Origin of the sequence: Nitratidesulfovibrio sp. 1201_IL3209 (assembly GCF_036763125.1) — a bacterium.
Lineage (GTDB): Bacteria > Desulfobacterota > Desulfovibrionia > Desulfovibrionales > Desulfovibrionaceae > Cupidesulfovibrio.
Window position 1 is genome coordinate 1 of record NZ_JBAIYT010000025.1, and the last position, 18,741, is coordinate 18,741.

17 protein-coding genes are annotated in these 18,741 nt (G+C 71.8%); 4 read left to right on the plus strand and 13 right to left on the minus strand.

Annotation, left to right across the window (positions count from 1 at the left end):
* Positions 1 to 290 precede the first annotated feature (290 nt).
* Positions 291 to 2,312 (plus strand): methyl-accepting chemotaxis protein, encoded by a 2,022-nt coding sequence (locus V6B97_RS11915; protein ID WP_333506734.1) that lies wholly within the window; start codon positions 291 to 293, stop codon positions 2,310 to 2,312.
* A 144-nt stretch (positions 2,313 to 2,456) separates the two neighbouring features.
* On the opposite strand, the gene V6B97_RS11920 is transcribed toward V6B97_RS11915, so the two are convergent.
* The 13 genes from V6B97_RS11920 to V6B97_RS11980 all read right to left on the minus strand — a co-directional run bounded on the left by V6B97_RS11920 (position 2,457) and on the right by V6B97_RS11980 (position 14,163).
* Positions 2,457 to 2,738 (minus strand): hypothetical protein, encoded by a 282-nt coding sequence (locus tag V6B97_RS11920; protein ID WP_333506735.1) that lies wholly within the window; start codon positions 2,736 to 2,738, stop codon positions 2,457 to 2,459.
* Entirely contained in the window at positions 2,738 to 5,101 is a 2,364-nt protein-coding gene (locus V6B97_RS11925; RefSeq protein WP_333506736.1) for a tail fiber protein, read from the minus strand. The genes V6B97_RS11920 and V6B97_RS11925 overlap by 1 nt, the downstream gene beginning before the upstream one ends.
* 73 nt (positions 5,102 to 5,174) lie before the next feature.
* Positions 5,175 to 5,687 (minus strand): virion core protein, T7 gp14 family, encoded by a 513-nt coding sequence (locus tag V6B97_RS11930; RefSeq protein WP_333506737.1) that lies wholly within the window; start codon positions 5,685 to 5,687, stop codon positions 5,175 to 5,177.
* A gap of 2 nt (positions 5,688 to 5,689) precedes the next feature.
* On the minus strand, positions 5,690 to 6,301 hold the full coding sequence (locus V6B97_RS11935) for a hypothetical protein (RefSeq protein ID WP_333506738.1): 612 nt from the start codon (positions 6,299 to 6,301) through the stop codon (positions 5,690 to 5,692).
* Entirely contained in the window at positions 6,298 to 8,376 is a 2,079-nt protein-coding gene (locus tag V6B97_RS11940) for a hypothetical protein (RefSeq protein ID WP_333506740.1), read from the minus strand. Before V6B97_RS11940 ends, V6B97_RS11935 begins: the two co-directional genes overlap by 4 nt.
* A 3-nt stretch (positions 8,377 to 8,379) precedes the next feature.
* Complete coding sequence (locus V6B97_RS11945) at positions 8,380 to 8,970, minus strand: hypothetical protein (RefSeq protein ID WP_333506741.1); 591 nt, start codon at positions 8,968 to 8,970, stop codon at positions 8,380 to 8,382.
* Positions 8,967 to 9,494, minus strand: a complete 528-nt coding sequence (locus V6B97_RS11950) for a hypothetical protein (protein ID WP_333506742.1) — start codon at positions 9,492 to 9,494, stop codon at positions 8,967 to 8,969. Before V6B97_RS11950 ends, V6B97_RS11945 begins: the two co-directional genes overlap by 4 nt.
* An 81-nt stretch (positions 9,495 to 9,575) precedes the next feature.
* Positions 9,576 to 9,974: a hypothetical protein gene (locus V6B97_RS11955; RefSeq protein WP_333506743.1), complete on the minus strand. Its 399-nt coding sequence runs from the start codon at positions 9,972 to 9,974 to the stop codon at positions 9,576 to 9,578.
* 76 nt (positions 9,975 to 10,050) lie between these two features.
* Entirely contained in the window at positions 10,051 to 10,965 is a 915-nt protein-coding gene (locus tag V6B97_RS11960; protein ID WP_333506744.1) for a major capsid protein, read from the minus strand.
* Between the two features lie 19 nt (positions 10,966 to 10,984).
* The gene (locus tag V6B97_RS11965; protein ID WP_333506745.1) at positions 10,985 to 11,641 is read right to left on the minus strand and encodes a hypothetical protein; all 657 of its coding nucleotides are present in this window, start codon (positions 11,639 to 11,641) and stop codon (positions 10,985 to 10,987) included.
* Positions 11,642 to 11,721: 80 nt separating this feature from the next.
* Positions 11,722 to 12,267 (minus strand): hypothetical protein, encoded by a 546-nt coding sequence (locus V6B97_RS11970; protein WP_333506746.1) that lies wholly within the window; start codon positions 12,265 to 12,267, stop codon positions 11,722 to 11,724.
* On the minus strand, positions 12,264 to 13,925 hold the full coding sequence (locus V6B97_RS11975; RefSeq protein ID WP_333506747.1) for a portal protein: 1,662 nt from the start codon (positions 13,923 to 13,925) through the stop codon (positions 12,264 to 12,266). The genes V6B97_RS11970 and V6B97_RS11975 overlap by 4 nt, the downstream gene beginning before the upstream one ends.
* A 10-nt stretch (positions 13,926 to 13,935) precedes the next feature.
* Positions 13,936 to 14,163 carry a hypothetical protein gene (locus V6B97_RS11980; RefSeq protein WP_333506748.1) on the minus strand — a complete coding sequence of 76 codons (228 nt, stop codon included), beginning with the start codon at positions 14,161 to 14,163 and terminating at the stop codon, positions 13,936 to 13,938.
* A 558-nt stretch (positions 14,164 to 14,721) separates the two neighbouring features.
* On the opposite strand from V6B97_RS11980, the gene V6B97_RS11985 reads away from it, so the two are divergent.
* The 3 genes from V6B97_RS11985 (at position 14,722) to V6B97_RS11995 (ending at position 18,503) form a co-directional block, all read left to right on the plus strand.
* A complete protein-coding gene (locus V6B97_RS11985; protein WP_333506749.1) occupies positions 14,722 to 15,582 on the plus strand; it encodes a hypothetical protein in 861 nt (286 codons plus the stop codon).
* 83 nt (positions 15,583 to 15,665) lie between these two features.
* On the plus strand, positions 15,666 to 17,153 hold the full coding sequence (locus V6B97_RS11990) for an alpha/beta hydrolase family protein (protein WP_333506750.1): 1,488 nt from the start codon (positions 15,666 to 15,668) through the stop codon (positions 17,151 to 17,153).
* A gap of 402 nt (positions 17,154 to 17,555) precedes the next feature.
* Complete coding sequence (locus V6B97_RS11995) at positions 17,556 to 18,503, plus strand: hypothetical protein (protein ID WP_333506751.1); 948 nt, start codon at positions 17,556 to 17,558, stop codon at positions 18,501 to 18,503.
* Positions 18,504 to 18,741 lie beyond the last annotated feature (238 nt).

Consider the following 18,741-nt stretch of genomic DNA (forward strand, 5'->3'; position numbering starts at 1 on the left):
CCCGGACCCCCTCCCCCCAAAACTTTCATTTGTGTTTCCTGCACATTACGAAAGCACAAAATATGGGGTTCCAAGGGGCGGTAGCCCCTTGGCCGCCGGAGGCGTCCAAAAACGGACTTTGTCAACAACCTGAGCCCGGCGGCTTCCGCCGGGCTTTTTCATTTTCCCGTACGAACGCCTTGCGATTCACATAAAGTTATGTCCTAGTCGACCGAACAAGTCCCGTATGACCACGCGGCGCACCGCCGCCGACCACTCGTCAACATGCAGCCTTTCGGGGGGCACACTCGATGACCATACGCCAAAAACTCATCTACGGCCTTGGCGCGCTCACCCTGCTCAACCTGGTCATGGGCGTGGCCATGGTGCTGGCCCTCGGCAACATCAACACGCTGGTGGACGAACTGGTCTCCAAGCACGTGGAACTGGAGGAGACCGTGTACGCCATGCGGCACGACGTGAACCAGATGCGCCGCTACGAAAAGGACGCCCTGCTCAACATCGCCAACGCCGAACGGCTGCGCGGCTACCTGCCTCGCCACGAAAAGGCCGCCGCGGACCTTGCCGCCCACACCGACGCCGCCGAACGCAAGCTGCACGCCATGCCGGAACTGGCCGACCTGCTGCGCCAGGTGGCCGCCATCCGCTCGCTGAGCGGGCCGTATCTTTCCGCCTTCTCCGGCCTGACCCGCGAGGCCCCGGCCGCCGGGCTCTCCGCCGAACAGGCCAACATCCGCTTCGACGCCGGGCGCGAACAGGCCCACAAGCTGGAACAGGCCATCGACGAACTGACCAAGGCCACCCTGGACGCCACCCGCGAGCACGCGGAAGAAACCAACGACACCGGGACCATGCTGCGCACCGGCGCGGCCGTGGCCTTTGCCGTGGCCGTGCTGATGGGCGGCCTGCTGGCCGTGGGCCTGTACCGCACCATCCAGGCCCCGCTGGCGGCCCTGACCGACTTCGGCAGGCGCATCGCCGACGGGGATTTCGAGCACAGGACGTCGTTCCGCTTCACGGCGGAAATGGCCCAACTGCACGAAACCATCACCCATATGGTGGACGCCATCCGCGAGCGGGTGGCCTACAACCGGGCCATCATCAACCGCGTGCCCGACCCGATCATCGTCACCGGGCCGCGCCGCAACATCCGCGCCCTGAACAGCGCCGCCTGCTCCCTGCTGGGCCACGCCGAGGACGACCTGATCGGCAAGCCGCTGGGCAACTACCAGGGGGCCGAAATCTACGGCGCCGAGCCTCCCATCGACCGTCTGGCCCGCACCAACGAGGCCGAGACGCAACTGGACTTCACCCGCCAGCTTGGCGGCGAGACGCGCCACTTCCATTCCCGCGCGGCTACGGTGCGCAAGCCCGACGGCACGCTGGTGGGGTACATGGAAATCCGGCAGGACATCACCGACGTGAAGCGCGGCGAACTGGAGGCGCGGGAACGCAGCGAGCGCATCGCCGGGGTGGCCCGCGACGCCGACGCCATCGCCACCACCGTGGCCGAGGCGGCGGACCAGCTTTCCGACCGGGTGGGCGAGGCCGCGCGCGGCGCCGACAGGCAGTTGCAGCGCAGCACCGAATCGGCCACGGCCATGGACGAAATGGCCGCCACCGTGCGCGAGGTGGCCCGCAACGCCTCGGACACCAACAGAACCACCTCGGAAATGGCCGAGCGCGCCCGGTCGGGCGCGGACATCGTGGAAAAGGTGGTTTCGGCCATCGAGGGGTTGGGCAGCCATTCGCGCGAACTGCGCAGCGAAATGGAAAAGCTGGGCACCCAGGCCAGCGACATCGGCAACGTGCTGGGGGTCATCAGCGACATCGCCGACCAGACCAACCTGCTGGCCCTGAACGCGGCCATCGAGGCGGCCCGCGCCGGTGACGCCGGGCGCGGCTTCGCCGTCGTCGCGGACGAGGTGCGCAAACTGGCCGAAAAGACCATGAACGCCACCCGCGAGGTGGAAACCGCCATCGGGGCCATCCAGCTTTCGGCCCGGCGCAGCGCCGAGGCCACGGACGTGGCCGTGCGCGGCGTGACCGACAGCCAGACCCTGGCCAACGAGGCGGGCGGCATGCTGCGGGAAATCGTGCAGGCGGTGCAGCAGGCCTCGGACCAGGTGAACTCCATCGCCACCGCCGCCGAGGAACAGGCCGCCACCGGCGACGAGTTGAACCGCATCATCGCCGAGGTCAACGAAATCTCCGGCGCCACGGCCATGCGCATGTCCGAGGCGGAAACCGCCATCGCCGAGCTTTCGGCCCAGGCAGCCGCCCTGCGGCGGCTGATGGACGCCATGAAGTGACGGCCAGGCCGATCATGACGCACAAAGGCCCCCGGCATATGCCGGGGGCCTTTCCGTTGCGGCGGCACGGCGGCCCGACGCCGCCATGCCATTTTCCACCGCGCCGCGTTCCCTGCCCGGTTTCTTTCCCGTGCGCCCGGTGCCTTACAACCCCAGCACGTCCAGCACGGCCAGCCGCAAATCCTCCACGCTGTCGGCCCGCATGATGGCATCGGCCTGGGCATAGGTGATCCCGTTCAGGTCCAGCGGTTCCGGCTCCACCTCCTCCGGCACGGCCATCACCCGCCACGTGCCGTCCGGCTGCAATACCGCGCCCGGTGCGGGGCGCTCCGCATCCACCGCCACCGCCCCGGCGGGCAGGGCGTATTCCAACCCTGCCGCCACGGCGTACAGTTCCGACGTTCCGACGATGCCATAGTGTCGCATCAGAAGGCCCTCCTGCATCGCATGCGTGAGTATGTCGTCGTGTAGGCCATGGGGCTGCCGGCGACACTCCACCAGAAACGGTTGCCGGAGAATGTCCTGAAAGAGATGACATCGCCCGCGTGCGCCTGCCCGTAACACCCCACATCGTCGGAACTGGTCCGCGTGGTGCCCGTGGTGACCCACCTCCCGGCGGTGGCGTCGTGGATCTCCACCGCCGGAAAATCCGCCAGCGGAACCCCGAGCGGATTGTGGTGCGTGTACTGTGCCGCAGAGGCCAAATACCCGCCATTGTTGATGGGTATCACGCCCTCCACGCCCGGATGGAACGGCACCACCGTGGTCACCGCCCCGCCGCCCACCACGGCCTTGCCCACGTAGACACGCTGTACCCCGGCCCCTCCCGCGTCGCGCATGACGTTTTCCGCAGGGCTGTACCAGTCGTCGTCGAAGATGGGCACGAACTCCACCATACCCACGTATTCCCGCCCGGAGCTCAGACATTCCACTTCCAGCGCGTCGCAGGCCACGGGCGCGGCGAGCAGGCGGCGTTTGCGCTCGTATGCGCCCCACGTGGTCCCGGTCACGCCGTCCACGGTGGTGGTCTCGCCGTCGCTGGTCACCTTGATGTTCCATGCGCGGGGCATGGGCAATCCGTCGTCCTGTCCGACCATCTCGTAGCCTCGAATGCGTCGTTTCCTGTCCAGCGTCAGCCGCCACCACCCGGAAGTCACGCCGCTGGCCGTGTACCACGCGGCAGCCCCGGCAGCACCGCCGGAACCGTCCAGCGCCTTCCACGCCGGGGAGCCGCCCCCCGCGTACTCGCTGCTGGCGGCAACGGTGCCGAGACAGCCGGTGTACCCGGTATAGTTGCCGATGAACGACACCCCGCGCCGGGCCGGACCATATTCCGGCGCCACGGGCGTCGCCCCCAGCGTCACGCCTCCCATGTCCGGGTCACGCTCCACGTACAGCCAGTACGTCGCCGCCGCACCCGGCAGGGTGACGGCAAGATTCTGCTCCACCTGCGCCGTCACGCTGGTGCCCCCGTTGCCGAAGCACACGCCGAAGGGATTGGCCGGGTCGGCCAGCAGGGTCACGGCGAGCCCGGAGAACGACAGGAAGTCCGGCAGGGCCAGGTCGTGGAACGGCGCGGCCAGCGGCGCGCCCATGCGGCAGCGCAGGATGGTCTGGGGCTGCTTGGCCTCGGCCCCGGACGCTTCGATGGCGTCCAGGCGGGCCAGCACGCCGGATAGGTCCACCGGCGCGGCGGCCATGGGCGCGTGGTACGCCTTGATGCAGGTCACCACGGCCACGTTGCGGGGGCGGGTCTCTGACGCGATGCGGGGAGACCCGTTGGCGCCGTCACTCTGTGGTCCTCGCACGGCATTTGCGCTTGCCTGTACACCATTGGACCTAACCACTTCACTTGCGCCTGCGGACACATTCAGCAGACCCACCCATCCCGCATGCCAGTGCCCCTGAAATGCATCCCCCTGCGCACTCCCCACCACGCGCCCGGTATCCACGCCGCGCCCAAGGTCCGCGCCGCGCCGGAACTCGCCGCGCAGGTCGGGCAGGGTCGCGGAAAGGGCCAGCGGGTCGCCGATCAGGTAGGCCACCAGGTCCGGGTACGCCTCGCGCGTCACGGTCTGCCCGGCGCAGGTCAGGAAGCCCGCGGGCACGGTGTGCACCGGAAAGTCCAGAATGGCCCCGATGGGCACGAACGCCGCCGACGCCAGCACGTCCTCCCGCGCCGACGCGATGGCTTGCGCCACCTCGCCACAGGCGGCCTCGGCCTGGGCGCGGGCCGTTTCCGCCCCGTCACGGGCCGCCTCGGCCCGTCCGGCCCCGGCGTCGGCGTCCGCCGCCCGGCTCCCGGCGTTCAGGGCCGCCACCTCGGCACGGCCCACGTTGACGGTGATGCCCGCCAGCAGGGCATCGGTGCGGGTGGTCTGGTCGGTCAGCGGCACCTTGACGCAGCGGCCCACCTCCTCGCGCAGTTGCTGGGCCATCAGGGTCAGCCGGTCGAAGCCGCGCTCCAGCATTTCCGCGTCCAGCACGCCTGTGTTGCGCAGGTCCATCTCCTGCGTGAAGGGCTGGTCCAGCCACAGCGTCAGCTGTTCGCCCGCGCCCACCATGCCGGGCGAGCCCGGCGTGCCCGGTATGGTAGTCACGCTGCCCCCGCCGCCGGGCAGCGCGGCGGCCGTGTAGTCCGTGCCGTAGGCCAGCACCCTGTCGCCGCCGGTGCCACTCACCACGGCCCGCACGTCCTCGGGCCGCAGGAACGGAAAGGTCACCGGCCATTCCGTCTGCACGCCGTCGCCGGCGTAATGCTCGACGGTGTTCGTCGATACGATGGTCATTGCCGTCTCCTTCGCTTGGGCGTCGCCCGCGTTTCCGCGCCGCGCCGGTCACATGCCCTGGGTGGCCTGCCGGTCATGCCAGCAGAACGCCGCGCGCGCCCTGCAAGGTGTTGCCGATGATCATGCCGCTGCGCCACCCCTGGCGCACCTGCGTCCACGGGTCGTTGGCCATGTCCAGCAGCAGCGAGGCGCGGCTGTCCGCCCCGGCGGCCTGGTATTCCAGGGCGCGCTGCCGCCGCTCCGACTGCCGCCGCACGTCCAGCACGTCCGCCTCGGCGGCGGTGGACTGGTCCTGCAACACGTCCAGGGCGCTGCCCGAGCCCGCGTCCATGCCCGACGCCGCCAGCAGCGAGCGCACGCTGGCCTGCTGCGAACGCGCCTGACGCTGCAACGCCCGTTCGGTGCGCTCGGCGTCGCGCTGCGTCTCCTCGATCTGGTAGCGGGCCTGCAACGCCGTGTTGCGCTGGGTGGCCGCCTGGTATTCCTGCTGGGCCTTGGCCGCGCGGGAATCCTGGTTCATGTCCATCAGGGTGTAGCCGCCCTGCAGAATGGCCGCCGCCGCCAGGGCCTGAACGAGTCCGCACATGGTCATCCTCCTGTGATGGTCGGTTGTTCCGGCGCGAAGCTGGTCGCAGGAAAATCGCCGGACGTGAAAGGGTGGAACGGCGCGCCGCCGTGCCCCAGGGGCATGGGGTGCGCGGCCACGGAGAATCCGCACCGCGCCAGCCAGCGCGCCGTGGCCGGGCGTTGCGCCAGGGCCGGGGCGTGGACCATGTTCAGCAGCCGGGGCCAGACGGCGCGCATGCGCGCGGCGAACAGCGGCCCCAGCCGGGCCAGCGCCCGGCCTTCCGCATCCAGCGCCGGGGTGCCGAACAGCCACGGCGCCGCCGTGCCCGGCATGCCGGGGAATGGCCGCGCGCCGAACAGGGCCACGCAGCGCCCGCCGCGCAGCACCGCCCAGCGCAGGGACGACAGGGCGAAGGCCCGCGCCGCCTCGGCCACGGCCCCGCGCGGCCCCAGGGCATCCAGTTCCGCCCGGTCGCGCGGGCGCAGGCGGGGCAGCACTTCATGCAGGTGTTCGCGGCGCGCCGGGACCACCCGCAGCCGGGTGTGCCCGTCCCCGCCGCGCCGGGCGAACCCCGTGCGCACGGGCGGCGGGCATGGCGATGCCCCCGTGGTGAAGGTCGGACGCGCGCTCATGCCTCGCCCACCTCCACCTCGCTGATCACCGCCAGCACCGTCAGCGGCAGGGGGTCGTCCTGCCGGACGTGCAGGCCGCCCTGGGTGCCCAGGCGGGCGTCCAGGGTCACCTCGCGGTCGCCGTCGAAGAGCGGCAGCGCCTGCCCCGGCGGGTCCTGCGCGGTGCGGAACAGCACTTCGCGCAGGTGGTCCGCGTCCGGCCCGGCCTTGAACCCGGCCGAACGGTACAGGCGCACCCGCGCCCGGCCCACCCGGCGCACCCGGCCCTGGGTGGGGCCGTCGCCCGCCACGAATTCCTGCGTCACCGGCGCGAGGTCGCTGGCATACGGCAGCCCGGCGTGGATCACCGAGGCCGGGCGGTCCAGTTCGATGCGCCCGCCGGTCACGGTGCGCGGCGGGTGCACCCAGCCGTCGGCCAGGATGGACACCTCGCGCCCCTCCAGGTGTTCCAGCCCGCCCAGCGCGGCCACGGGCGTCCCCTGGTACGACAGGCCGCAATCCACGAAGAACGCCGCCGCCGGGGTGTCCGCCTCGAAGGCCGGATCCAGCCGTTCGATGTACCTCCGCTGCGCGCCGTCCACGTCGCGGCGCACCACCAGCCACAGTTCGTCGCCCCCGGCGGGGTCGGACGGCGGTCCGGGCACCACGCACAGCGCTTCCACCGCGCCGCCGGTCTCGTGGCGGTGCCAGCCCGCCACCTGATGCTCGGCGATCAGGGTGAGCCCGGCCATGGCGCCGTCGTCCATGGCGCACCACACCACCGAATGGGGCGACTGCTGGTAGGCCCAGTCCACGATGTTGCGGCCGCGCAGCATGTGCTCGGCCAGGATGGTCTGGTCCGCGCCGGAATAGCCGTCCACGTCCAGGCTGTAGCGAAAGTCGCGCACGGCCCGGCCGCCGCGCTGCACGGCCAGCACCCCGTCGCCCACGGCCAGGGGCGGCAGCTCGGCCGAGCCGCGCGCCGACTGGAATTCCAGCAGGCAGGACAAGGGCGAGAACGGCTCGCTGCCCTGCCCGGACAGGGTCCATTCGCCGCCGCCGGTGCCCACCAGCAGCTTGCGGGCGGGCATCATCCAGCGCACGGCGCTGACCGTTTCCGAGGCGATGGTCACGGTGACGGCGTCGTCGGTCTGGAGCGGGCGCGAGACGTCCATGTTCTCGTAGCAGCCGGTACGGCTGGCCCAGATGGTCTGCGGATGGCTGCGCGACCCCGCGAAGCACAGCCGCTGCTGCCAGAACTGCACCGACGAGGGGTAGTCGTCCTCCCCTTCGAAGGGGTTGCGGTGCTCGGGCGGCCCTTCGGCGAAGTCGGGCGTGCGGCCGGTGTCGGCATAGGTCTCGCCCGTGGAGGCGGTGCCCAGCAGCCCGTACACGGAAGCCCCGCCCCCGGCCTTGTACACGCGGTATTCGCTGGCCCCCTCCACCGCGTTCCAGGCCAGGTTTACGGCCGATCCGTCCGCCGGGGTCCCGGCGGCGACGCCCAGTTCCGCTGTGGGCAGGCTTTCCTCGCCGGTGTCCACGGACACGGCGGTGACCACGTAGCGGTGCTGGCGCGACCCGGACGGCGCGCCCGTGGAGCGCAGCCCCGTGGGCGTGGCCACGCGCGGGCCGAAGTCCACCGTCACCAGCCGCCAGTCGGCGTGGCCGTGGCGTTCCAGCTTGCGCGGGGCGGCATGGGGCGTGACCAGGTAGAGCACGTCGGCCGACTGGCACCAGCGCAGGGTGGGCAGGTGTTCCGCCGCGTAGGGGGTCTGCACCTCCAGGGGCGCGCCCCCTTCGGCCAGCACCAGCCCGCCGCGCCACCACACCCGCAGCCGTTCCGGCGCGAATTCCAGCACGTAGGCCTGTTCCTCGTTGAACACGAAGGGGATGAGCCGGGGCGGCGCGGTTTCGTCGGCGCACGGCCCCATGAAGCGCAGCCCCGGCCGCCGGAAGGCCGGGCCGTGCGGGTGCAGCAGCATGTTGCGCAGCACGCGGCAGCCGCTGCCATAGCGGGCCTGGTCGCCCCGCGCGGCCATGAGGGGCGACAGTTCGCCCGCGTTGAAGCTGTTCTGGATCAGGGTGGTGCGGGCCATGGGCTACCTCGCCGTCAGCCAGGGGTTGATCTCCACGGGGTCGGACGCGCCCTCGGCGGCGTCGGCCACGCGGGCGGCCTCCAGGGCGTCCCCGAAGCGCTGGAGCATGGACTGCTCCAGGCGCGAACTGTTCATCAGCGGCACGGCCAGCGCCGCGGCCAGGCGGCGGGCCAGCGCTTCCACGAACAGCGCCGGGAAGCGCGCCGGGTCGGTGACGCGCACGGTCAGCACCGCCTCGGCCGGGGCCGCGTCGGTGTACAGGGTGCGCGCCTCCACCACCTCGAAGGGGGATTCGCCGCGCAGGCGGCGCACCCGCAGGCAGTCGCCCGGCAGCCGGTAGGCGCAGGCGAAACCGAAGGGCGGCACCGCCGCCAGCGGGGCCAGCGAGGTGTAGCGGGTGGCGAAGTTCCAGTGGTGGTGTTCCAGCAGTTCGTCGCGCGCCTCGGCGTAGTAGCGGGAGCACAGGTCCGCCTCGCGCGAGGGCTGGTCCAGGGCCACGATCTCGGGCGCGCCCAGGTAGCGCAGGGCCTTGTTGCAGATGGACACCTCGCTGGTCTGGACGGCGCTGCCCGTGAAGCCGGTGACGGCGCTCATGACCGCCCCCTGCCGCGCGGGCGGCCGTTCCTGCTACCGGCGACTCCGGTGACTCCGGCGACTCCCGTATCTTCGGCCGCCACGCGCTGCCGCTCGCGCAGGTGGCGGGCCGTGGCCCGGCGCATGGCGGCGCTGGGCGGCACGGCCGGTTCCGTCGATCCGGCCGGGTTGGTCGGTTCCGCCGCTTCGGCCGATGCGGCCGGTGCGGGCTGGCCCGGTGAGCCAAGTGAGCCGGACGAGCCAGGTGAGCCAAGTGAGCCAGACGAGCCGGGCGTCCCGGCCGTGCCGCCCTGCCCTTCGGCCGCGCGCAGCATGCGCCGCAGGGTGGCCTCGTCGGTGGACGGGTCGAAGGCCACCCCCAGCAGGGCCAGCCGGGCGCGCAGGGCCGCCAGGCGGAAGCGGCGCACCTCGTCCCGCGTGGGCGGCGCGGGCGGGGCGGCATCGCCCACCCCGCCGGGGGCGCAATCCACGGGTTCCTCGCTGCCGCCGCGCGCCTTGCCTATGTCATGCCTGTCGTCGTTCATGGGGCACCTCCGTGCCGTGTCCCCCGCCCGGTCCCGCCCCATGCGGACGGGGCGGGCGGGGGGTTGCGGTCAGCGGCCGCGCTAGCGCGGCAGGTAGTCGAAGACGACGTCCACGGTGCCGGAGGCCCCGGCGTCGTCGGTGCCGATCACCACGCGCACGTGGCGGCGGCAGTCGGAGGGCAGGGGCAGGCGGCCCAGCACCTCGCCCTCGGCCCAGGTGCACCCGCCGGGGGCGCTGCGCCGGAACGACACCGGCAGCGCGGCGAAGGTGGCGCCGTCGTCGCTGTCCTCCAGCATCAGGGTAAGGCTCTTGCCGTCGCCCAGGGTGACCGGCGTGGCGGCCACGGCGGCCACCTCGGCCGCGCCCATCATCGAGCCCGCGCGCTGCGGGCCGCCGTTGCCCACGGCCTGGGCGTTCTTGGGCAGGGTCTGGCCCTTGGCCAGGTGTTCGCCGTGAATGCGCAGCATGTGTCCGTACATGCGTCTCTCCTTGTTCATCGGCACCGCCGGGCGGTGTCCGTCATGGTGTTGCGTGAAAAGGCGCGGCCCCGCGCCGCTACAGGGCAAGCACCTGTTCGGTGCCGTCCTTGAAGTTGTAGGAAGTGACGATCTCGATGCCGTTCCAGTGGGTGATCTGGCGGTCCATGTCCTTGCCGCCGGGCACGATCTGCAACGCGCCGGCCTTGTAGCGGTACAGCAGGTTGCGGGCGCGCTCGTGCATGAACAGGTAGGTGGAGCCGGAGGTGGCGCGCACCTGGGCCAGCATGTCGTCGATCATGGCCTCGGTGGGCACGTGGTCGCGGCTCACGTTGACGATGGCCGCCACGCTGTGGGGGTTGGCGATCTGGATGCCCAGGTACGACTTCAGCCGCAGGCCGAAGACCAGGACGCCCTGGTACTGCCCGCTGGTGGCCTTGTAGAGGTCGCCGCCGTTGATGGGCTGCACGTCCAGCACGGTGCCCTGCTTGAAGCATTCCGGGCTGTACAGGCCGCAGGTCTCGCCTTCCACGAAGCGCACGGCCAGCATGGAGTAGCAGCCCCCCGCCGTGGCCCCGGCGTCGGTGATCGTGCCGTGGTCCAGGGCGAAGGCGCGGAAGTTGTCGTAGATGATGCGCTGTTCGGCCGACATGCCCGAGCGGCGCAGCACCTTGGGCATCTTCTTGGAGAAGTACTTCTCCTTGCCGCCGAACATGCGGGCGGTGTCCTCGGGCACCTCGATCTCGCCGCCCAGGATGGACAGGTCCACCTTGCGCAGGTTGCTGGTCACCTCCACCGAGGGCAGCGGGGCGTTCATGTCCACCCAGCCCGCGCCCTGCACCTCTTCCACGTCCTCGTACATGTTCCACAGGCCGTGGCTGGCCTCCTCGAAGGGAACGATGCCCAGGATGGGGGCCTCCTCGGTCAGCCCGTCCACCTGCTGCGGCTGCGTGGATGCCTGCTCGTTGCTCAGATCCTTCAGCGTCTTGCCCATGCCGGATGCCTCCTGGCGGTTAACGTTTGGCGAACACGACGGTCCGCAGGAAATCCTCGGTGCTCATGGCCTCGCCGCGCGCGCCCGCCGGGCCGGAACCCGCGCCCAGCGAGTCCTCGCCCATGCGGTCGCCCACCAGGGCCATCAGTTCGGCGAAGGCGGGGTGGTTGCCGAGCCCGGCGCGCACCAGGGGGGCCAGCCGCCCCTCCATGCGCGTGTCCAGGCTGCGCACGGCGCGGCGGGCGGCGTCGATGCGCTCGTCGTAGCGCCCCTTCCACAGGGTGCGCAGGCCCGCCTCGCAGCCGTCGGCGGCAAGGCCGCCCGCCGCCTCGTGCTCGGCCACGTAGAAGTTCACGGCGGCGCGGGCCTGTTCCGGGGTCAGCCCCTGCGCGGCGCACAGCGCGCGGAAGCGGTCCGCCGCCTCCGTGTCCACGGTGAGGTGGTCCGGCAGGTCGAAGACGTAGTCGGCGGCGGTGCGCGCGGCGGCCGTTCCGCCGGGCGAATCGGGGGAGTTGGGCGAATCGGGCAGGCTGAGGGCGGCGCCGGAATCCGCGGAGTTGGCGAGGGCCGCCGTTACCGCCGGAGTCGCCGGGCCGGAAGGGCCGAGCGCGCCCGCTGCTCCGGATGCTCCGCTCGCCGTGCTGGGTGATGCCGCCGGGGCCAGTGTCTGTTCCATGGTGTCCTCCGTTGCAGGGTTGAAGACGTGGGAGTTGAAGGCGTGCCTGTTGAAGTCGTGTTCGTCCGGCGCGGGCGGGATCAGGCCCGCCGTCCGCCGGGGTTCAGCTGTTCCCCGGCCCAGCGCCGCGCCCCTTCCAACTGGATGCGCAGCAGGCTGGCCGGGTCGGCCATGGCGATTTCCGCCGTGCGGTCGCGGGCGTAGTCGTAGAGGGCCGCGGCCCCGTGGATGGCGGGCTCGGGTCGGGACAGGCGGTCGTTGGCGCAGGCGGCGTCCAGCCAGTGGCGCAGCACGCGCACCCCGGCCCCGCCCTCGGCGCGCAGCACCGCCGCCAGGTCGTCGAGGTAGGCGGCGAGCCGGGTGCGCTCCTCGCGCCGGGCCCGGCGGGCCTCTTCCACCTCGGAGCCCAGCAGGTCGGTGAGCAGATCGGGGAACGGGCCGTCGGGGTCGTCGGCGTCGGCCATGTCTGCCGCGCCTGCCGCGCCTGCCGCATCTGCCGCGTCCAGGCGGGCCAGCAGGTCAGCCAGGACCACGTCGGGTTGCGGCGCGGGGCCAGACAGGTGAGGACCGGACGGGTGCGCCCCGTCCGTCTCGCGGGAAGGGAGGGAGGTATGGCGGCGGCTCATGCGCGGGCCTCCGTGGCCTGGCCGCCGCCCGTGCCATCCCCTCCATCCGTGCCCAGCGCCCTGGCCAGCGCGCCCACGGCGCCCGCCGCCCCGCGCGCCACGGCCGCGCCCTGCGCCGCCTGTCCGGCCTCGCGTTCCGCGCGCAACCGCAGCACTTCGGCGTCGGAGCGCACCACCTTGGCGGGCACCCCGCCGATGGCGGCCAGTTCGTCCACGGCCTGCTCGAAGTCCACCTTGTCCAGCACGCCGGGCGCAGTGGCCGACAGGGCCGTGACCTCCGCCGCGAACTGGCGGATGGACTGCGCCGCGCCCATCCGCTGGGCCTGGGCCAGGGCCGAGACGTATTCCACGCGCATCTCCAACCCCTCCAGTTCCGGCGGGTTGGGCGGCAGCGCCCCGGCCCGGCGCAGGATGCCGTAGGTGCGCGTCAGCAGCGGATCGAGCAGTTCCGTCTGGTGCCGCTCGATGACCGGGCCGAGCATGAGCAGCTTTTCCTGCCCGCGTTCGGCCACCTCCGCCGCCGTGACGTTGGAGCGGCCGTCGGCCGTGAACATCAGGAACAGGTCGTTGAAGAACCCCTCGCGCACGGCCTTGCGCACGTCGTCGATCTTGCGCGTCACCGCCGCGATGTCCGGGTTGATCTGGTAGAGCGGGGCCACGGCCTCGGGCTGGCCCGGCGCCACGTAGTTCTGCGCGCCGGGAATCAGGTTGAGCCGTTGCTTGAAGCCGGTGGGCACGCGCATGGGCGGGTTGACCACCTTGTGGATGGCCAGCAGCTGGCTGCGGGCCATTTCCTGCAACATCTTCACGTCGGGCAGCACGTCCATGCCGGGCGAACGGCCGTACACGTCGCCGCCGGTGACGTCCCAGCGCGCGGTAAGGTGCGGGAACTCCTCGAATCCGCCCTCGTGCAGCAGGTCGCCCGCCGCGCCGTCCGCCTCGAACACCAGCGATTCGAAGGGCATGTGCAGGTTGCCGTCGCGGCCGGGGTTGCGCACGGCGCGGGGACGCACCAGGTGCACCACCTCCACGTGGCGGTTGGGTTCCTTGCGCAGCATGCGCCGCGTGCCGGTGGACAGCCGCGCCTCGCCGTAGCGTTCCGCCAGTTGGCGCACGGTCATCAGCATGCGGCGCGCCACGGTGTCCACCCGGCCCGCCGCGTCGCAGGCCCAGGCGAACTCGCCGCAGGTCAGCGCGGCGAACCGGGTCAGCCGTTCCGGGTCCACCTCCTGGTACAGGTCGGCGGAGCCGAAGGCGGCCAGTTCGGTGTAGAGCGCGTGCGACGCCTGGTAGAAGTTGCTGCGGGCCAGCGCCCAGTACAGGCGCTGCTCCACCGCATCCAGCCAGCGGCGCGCCGGGCCGGATTCCGCGTCGGCCCCGTCGGCCAGGCGCAGGCGGAACCACGGCCGCGCGGGCGAGGTGAGCCCGCCCTGCATGCCCGCCGCCAGGATGCGCACGGCGCGGGTGGCCGTGGCGTCGATGACGCGGCCGCCGCGCGTGTCGTCAACCGGGGCGCGCAGCGGGTCGCGCCCGTGCATGCGCCCGCGCCGGGGCAGGATGTAGGCGGCGATGTCGCGCCACGCCTCGTCCCAGGGCGAGCGCTGCCGCTCCAGGAAGTCCACCGCCTCGCGGGCGTCGCGCAGTCGTTGGCTGGTCATGCCCGCCTCCTCACAGTCCCAGCAGCGTCTTGCGCTGCGTCTCGGGCGTGCCGGGCACGCCCAGCGCCCCGGTCAGGATGGTTCCCTGCCTGCCCCGCGCGCGCAGCGCGGCGCGGCGGGCGTCCTCGCGCGCGTCCTCCACGGCCTTGGCCTCCTGCTCGGCCACCTCGTCGGCGGCCGGGGGGGCCGGCGGGGCCGGGGGCTCGGGGGCCTTGTACGATTTGCCGCCACCACCCATGGCATTGCCTCCTTGCTGGGGTGCGCGGGCGTCTCGCGGGGCCGGACCACCCGGCCGCCACGGCCGCGCCGCGTGAGCAGGTGGTACACCCGTGTTTTCGGGCAAATGCGGCCGGAAGGGGGTTGGAAGGGGGCCGGAGCGGTGTACGAAGCATGCGCGCGCATGACGCGAAAAACGCGCGGCGGCCTTCGCGGATGGCAAAAGAGAGGCAAAGGGAAGGAAAAGGCTACGGCGGACCGGTGCGGAGCGCCACGGCGTGAGGGGGGGCGGGCGGAGCGTGTGCGGTGGAATGCTTCCGGCGGGTTAAGAAGAACCGGAAGAATACCGATACAAGTTCATGACAGGTTCATGCCGGAGCGGTTCCGGCCGTACGCGGCGCCACGCGCCACCGGAACACCGGGCGGGCGTGGCGTCGCGCCAGGGAAGGACACGGCGGGGAAGCACCCGACATGCGGGTTGCCGCGCCCTGGTAGGGGGCTTTCCTACCTTGGCCGCGCTTCGCGAATCCTGTTAGCTGTATTCGGTTCCCGTAGACATTCGCGCACTTCCGAGGCTGGAATGCCCATCCGCCACGTGGCCCTGGCCGCGCTTTTCGCCGTTCTCGCGCTGTCTGCGCTCTCCGCCCCGGCCATGGGTGCCGGTTCGCGGTACGAGCAGGCGGGCGAACACTACGACGTGTCCATCAGCTACCCGGTGCTGCGCCACCCCGCCGTGGACGCCGACATCGGGCGCATCGTCTGGAAGCTCACCGACGCCTTCCGCCGCATGGCCGGGCACGGCCTGCTCCCGCAGTCCACCGCCGGTCCCCGGAACGCCCCCTCCCCCGCGTCCGGCGGCAGCCCTCGGGCAAAGGCGGAGGCGGACATCTACGCCCCGGCCCGGCGCGACTGGCTTACCGCCACCCACCGCATTTCCCGCCCGTCCGCCAACGCCGTGTCGGTGATCTTCGAAGTGCAGACCGGCCTGTGGGGGCAGGACGGCGCCGCCGTGGCCTGCGACCTGCTGGCCGTAAGCTATGACCTTGCGGCGGGGCGGCGCATCGAACTCGACGACCTGTTCGGCGACGACGACTGCGCCGATGCCGTGCTGGCCGCCCACCTGCGGCAGCGGGAGGACGCCACGGCCGACGGGCAGTCCCCGGCCAACGAGCAGCCTCCTGCCAGCCGGGCGCGTGCGACGCCGCCATCCAACGGCGCGGAAACGCCGGTCACCTTCTGGCTCACCCCACGGGGGCTGATGCTGCTGGCCGGATCGTGCTGCTGGCAGAACGCCTCCACCGGCGGTTCATCCTGCGTGCCGGGCGCCTACGCCGTGGACGCGCGCAAGACCCCGGCCGATCCGCCTCCCGCCGTGGAGGTGCCCATCGAACCGCTGTTGCAGTGCGCGCCGCACCTCTCCTACTGGGGCAGGGTGCGCTGACGCGGCGCGCGTCCGGTCGCACCGGGCCTTGCCGGGTGGGGACGCATGCGGTATCTCGCACGTGGACATACCGGAGGTCTCCCATGCCGCGCGGCCCCGCGCCCCGTACCCTGCCCCACGCCCGCACCCACGCGCCCGCCGCCGTCGTCCGGAGCCAACCCCGGCGCACGTTCCGGCATGCGCTCCGGCACGTGCTTGCCGCGTCGCTGGCCGCGTCCCTGCTGCTGCCCGTGGGCGCGCCGTCCGGTGCCTTTTCCGGTGGGACCTCCGCCGGACGGCAGGACGCTCCGATCCTGCTCCCGCCCGTCCTGCGGGAGGCCCGCGCCGACGAGCCCGCCTCGTACCATCCCGGCTTCCGCACCATGGGCATCTGGATTCCCGAAACCGGCGAACGGCTGGACGTGGCCGTGTGGTACCCCTCGGTCCGCGCCCCCTCCGAGATCCACCTGGGCGACTGGACGCTGGACGTGGCGCGCGGCGGCAAGGAAGTGCCCGGCCGCTTCCCGCTGGTGGTCATCTCGCACTGCACGGCCGGTTCGCGCCTGTCCCACCACGACACGGCGGAGGCGCTGGCCCGCGCGGGCTTCGTGGTGGCCGCGCCCACCCACCCCGGCGACAACAGCAACGACACCTCGTCGCTGTTCCTGCCCGAACAGCTCACGGCCCGGCCCCGCCACGTCAGCACCACCATCGGCAGGCTGCTGCGCGCCCCGGAAACCGCACCCATGATCGACCCCACGCGCATCGGGGTCATCGGCTTCGGCACCGGCGGAGCCACCGCCCTGCTGCTGGCGGGCGCCCGGCCCGACGGCAGCCGCTACGCGGGCTACTGCGAACGCTCCACCCCCGGCGACCCGTACTGCACCAAGTGGGCTTCCGAACGGCTGTCCCGCCTGCCGGAAGCCCTGCGCTCCCTGCAACAAGGCGCCGCGACCGTGGAACCCGCCGCCAACGCCACCAACGCCACCAGCACCGCCAAGTCCTCCGGCGCGGCCGCTCCCGTCAGGACCACCGGCGCGGCCGACGCCCCCCCCGCCCTGGAAGACCCCAGGGTGCGCGCCGTGGCCCTGGTGGCGCCGGGCTACGGCATGCTCTTTCCCCGTGCATCGCTGGCCCGGGTCACCGTTCCCGTGGCCATCCTGAAAGCCGACGACGACGAGGTGAACCGCGCCCCCCTGCACGCCGACGCCCTGCGCGCCGCCCTGCCCCGCCCGCCGGAATTCACCGTGCTGTCCGGCGCCGACCATTACGCGCTCATGGCCGCCTGCCCCCCCAACCTGCAACGCGACCTGCCGGAACTGTGCGGCGGGGTGGACGAGGACACCCGGCAGGCCATTCACCGGATCCTCAATGCCCGGCTGGTGCGCTTCTTCCTGGCCACCCTGGGCGAGGCCGGGCCTCCCCTGCCCGCCCCCGCGCCCGAGCCGGAACCCCAAATGCAGCAGGCGCAGCCCGATGCGGCCCCGGCGGCCAACGCCACCTCGGCCAAAAACAAGTCCAAGTCCGATAAGGATGAAAAGAAGAAAAAGGACGCCAGGCCGCGCAAGCAGGACGGCGCCCCGGCGCGCTGACCCGCCCGGCGCGCTGATCCGCAGGATACGCCAAGGCCCCGCGCCGTGTTCCGGCCCGGCGGAGCCACGCCCTTCCCTTCCGTTCTCCTTCCGCCCGCCCCTTTCCATTTGTCCGGCGGGGCACCCGGCCCTGGCCAGGGGCCGATTCTCTAGAGTTCCATCGAACAATTAACACTCTGAAATAATTTTAAATATATATACATCGCGCAAGCCCTGGCCGCATGTCGCGCCACCGGCCTTTCTCCCGCATCGGACATGCCCCGCACACACTTTGCAACACGTTGAAATACCACGCTTAAAAAAATATTTCTGCGTACCATTCCGCACCCTTGACAGGGGCCGTCCGAATCAATAAAGCCTGCACACGTGGCGATGCGCCATACAACACCATCCGAAGGACTCATGGTAAACACCACCATGCGCGGCGACAACGTTCGGCGTGTACCCTGCCTCTCCATATATTTCCGCAACGTAACCACACTCCGGCTGCTGGCCTCGCTGCTGGCGCTGGTCCTGCTTGCCGTGCCCACCGTCACCGAGGCGGAGCGCGGCGACATGCCCGACACCCTGTCCGGCCACGGCCGGGCCGCGGTGAATGGCGCGGGTGACGCCCGCCGTGTGGCCCTGCGTTCCGCCGAGGCGCAGGCCCAGGCGGACGGCGACGGCTGGATCGACATGCCCGGCGGTTCGCGCCCGGCCTACATCGGCATCCACGGCGGCACCGTGCCGGTCAGCCTGCTGGCCACGCGCGGCGGCAGCACCATGGTGGCCATGGTGGGCGAAACCGGCAGCGACTTCCTGTACGTGCTGCGCGGTGGGCGCAACCAGTCCGCCACCAACGGCAGCGACCAGTCGGAGGCCGCCGCCGAACTGCTGGCCGCGGCCAGGGCAGCCGACGGCGGGCGCATCTCCGCCGTGGCGCTGGACGCCTCGCGCCCGGACCAGATCCCCGGCGCCCGCACCGCCGCCATGCCGGAACCCGGCGCCAACGGCACCGTGCTGTTCGCCTCCACTCCGGAAGGCAGCGTGCCGGTCATCTACGCCTCCGGCCGCTCGTTCGAATCGCTGGATATCGCCCTGGCCGACTGGACCCCCTTCGGCCTGACCGAAGATCACGCGGTCACCGACGGCAAGGGCAAGATCGTGGCCGACAAGAAGAACGCCAAGAAGGTCAAGTCCAAGCAGGTGGCCCGCTCCGCCAAGCCCGAACAGGCCGACAAGGCCCGCGCGGGCAAGGCCAAGTCCGGCAAGACCGACGCGGGCAAGGCCGACAAGGCCCCGCGCCTGCCCCGCAACGAAAAGGGGCCCGTGAGCATCCAGGACATCACGGACGCCCTCATCGCGGCCTGATAGCCGTCGTACTCTCCCCCTCCTCCCGGCTTTTCCCGACGCCCCCGCCCTGCGGGGGCGTCTTCGTTGGCGCGTCCGGCAGCCCCATGTCCGCCACATCCAAAGGCCGCAACCGCGTGCATCTCTTCCCCTGCCCCCACGCGTGCCCTGCCCTGTCCCGCGCCGGTCTTCCGCATTCCTCAGGGCCGCATTCCCCAACTCCGCATCCGCCGCGACGATCATGGCCGCGCACCCTCGG

Bases quoted from the DNA above. Each gene is read 5' to 3' on its own strand.
- V6B97_RS11915 (WP_333506734.1), top strand. From the start codon at position 291: ATGACCATACGCCAAAAACTCATCTACGGCCTTGGCGCGCTCACCCTG.
- V6B97_RS11920 (WP_333506735.1), bottom strand. From the start codon at position 2,738: ATGCGACACTATGGCATCGTCGGAACGTCGGAACTGTACGCCGTGGCG.
- V6B97_RS11925 (WP_333506736.1), bottom strand. From the start codon at position 5,101: ATGACCATCGTATCGACGAACACCGTCGAGCATTACGCCGGCGACGGC.
- V6B97_RS11930 (WP_333506737.1), bottom strand. From the start codon at position 5,687: ATGTGCGGACTCGTTCAGGCCCTGGCGGCGGCGGCCATTCTGCAGGGC.
- V6B97_RS11935 (WP_333506738.1), bottom strand. From the start codon at position 6,301: ATGAGCGCGCGTCCGACCTTCACCACGGGGGCATCGCCATGCCCGCCG.
- V6B97_RS11940 (WP_333506740.1), bottom strand. From the start codon at position 8,376: ATGGCCCGCACCACCCTGATCCAGAACAGCTTCAACGCGGGCGAACTG.
- V6B97_RS11945 (WP_333506741.1), bottom strand. From the start codon at position 8,970: ATGAGCGCCGTCACCGGCTTCACGGGCAGCGCCGTCCAGACCAGCGAG.
- V6B97_RS11950 (WP_333506742.1), bottom strand. From the start codon at position 9,494: ATGAACGACGACAGGCATGACATAGGCAAGGCGCGCGGCGGCAGCGAG.
- V6B97_RS11955 (WP_333506743.1), bottom strand. From the start codon at position 9,974: ATGTACGGACACATGCTGCGCATTCACGGCGAACACCTGGCCAAGGGC.
- V6B97_RS11960 (WP_333506744.1), bottom strand. From the start codon at position 10,965: ATGGGCAAGACGCTGAAGGATCTGAGCAACGAGCAGGCATCCACGCAG.
- V6B97_RS11965 (WP_333506745.1), bottom strand. From the start codon at position 11,641: ATGGAACAGACACTGGCCCCGGCGGCATCACCCAGCACGGCGAGCGGA.
- V6B97_RS11970 (WP_333506746.1), bottom strand. From the start codon at position 12,267: ATGAGCCGCCGCCATACCTCCCTCCCTTCCCGCGAGACGGACGGGGCG.
- V6B97_RS11975 (WP_333506747.1), bottom strand. From the start codon at position 13,925: ATGACCAGCCAACGACTGCGCGACGCCCGCGAGGCGGTGGACTTCCTG.
- V6B97_RS11980 (WP_333506748.1), bottom strand. From the start codon at position 14,163: ATGGGTGGTGGCGGCAAATCGTACAAGGCCCCCGAGCCCCCGGCCCCG.
- V6B97_RS11985 (WP_333506749.1), top strand. From the start codon at position 14,722: ATGCCCATCCGCCACGTGGCCCTGGCCGCGCTTTTCGCCGTTCTCGCG.
- V6B97_RS11990 (WP_333506750.1), top strand. From the start codon at position 15,666: ATGCCGCGCGGCCCCGCGCCCCGTACCCTGCCCCACGCCCGCACCCAC.
- V6B97_RS11995 (WP_333506751.1), top strand. From the start codon at position 17,556: ATGGTAAACACCACCATGCGCGGCGACAACGTTCGGCGTGTACCCTGC.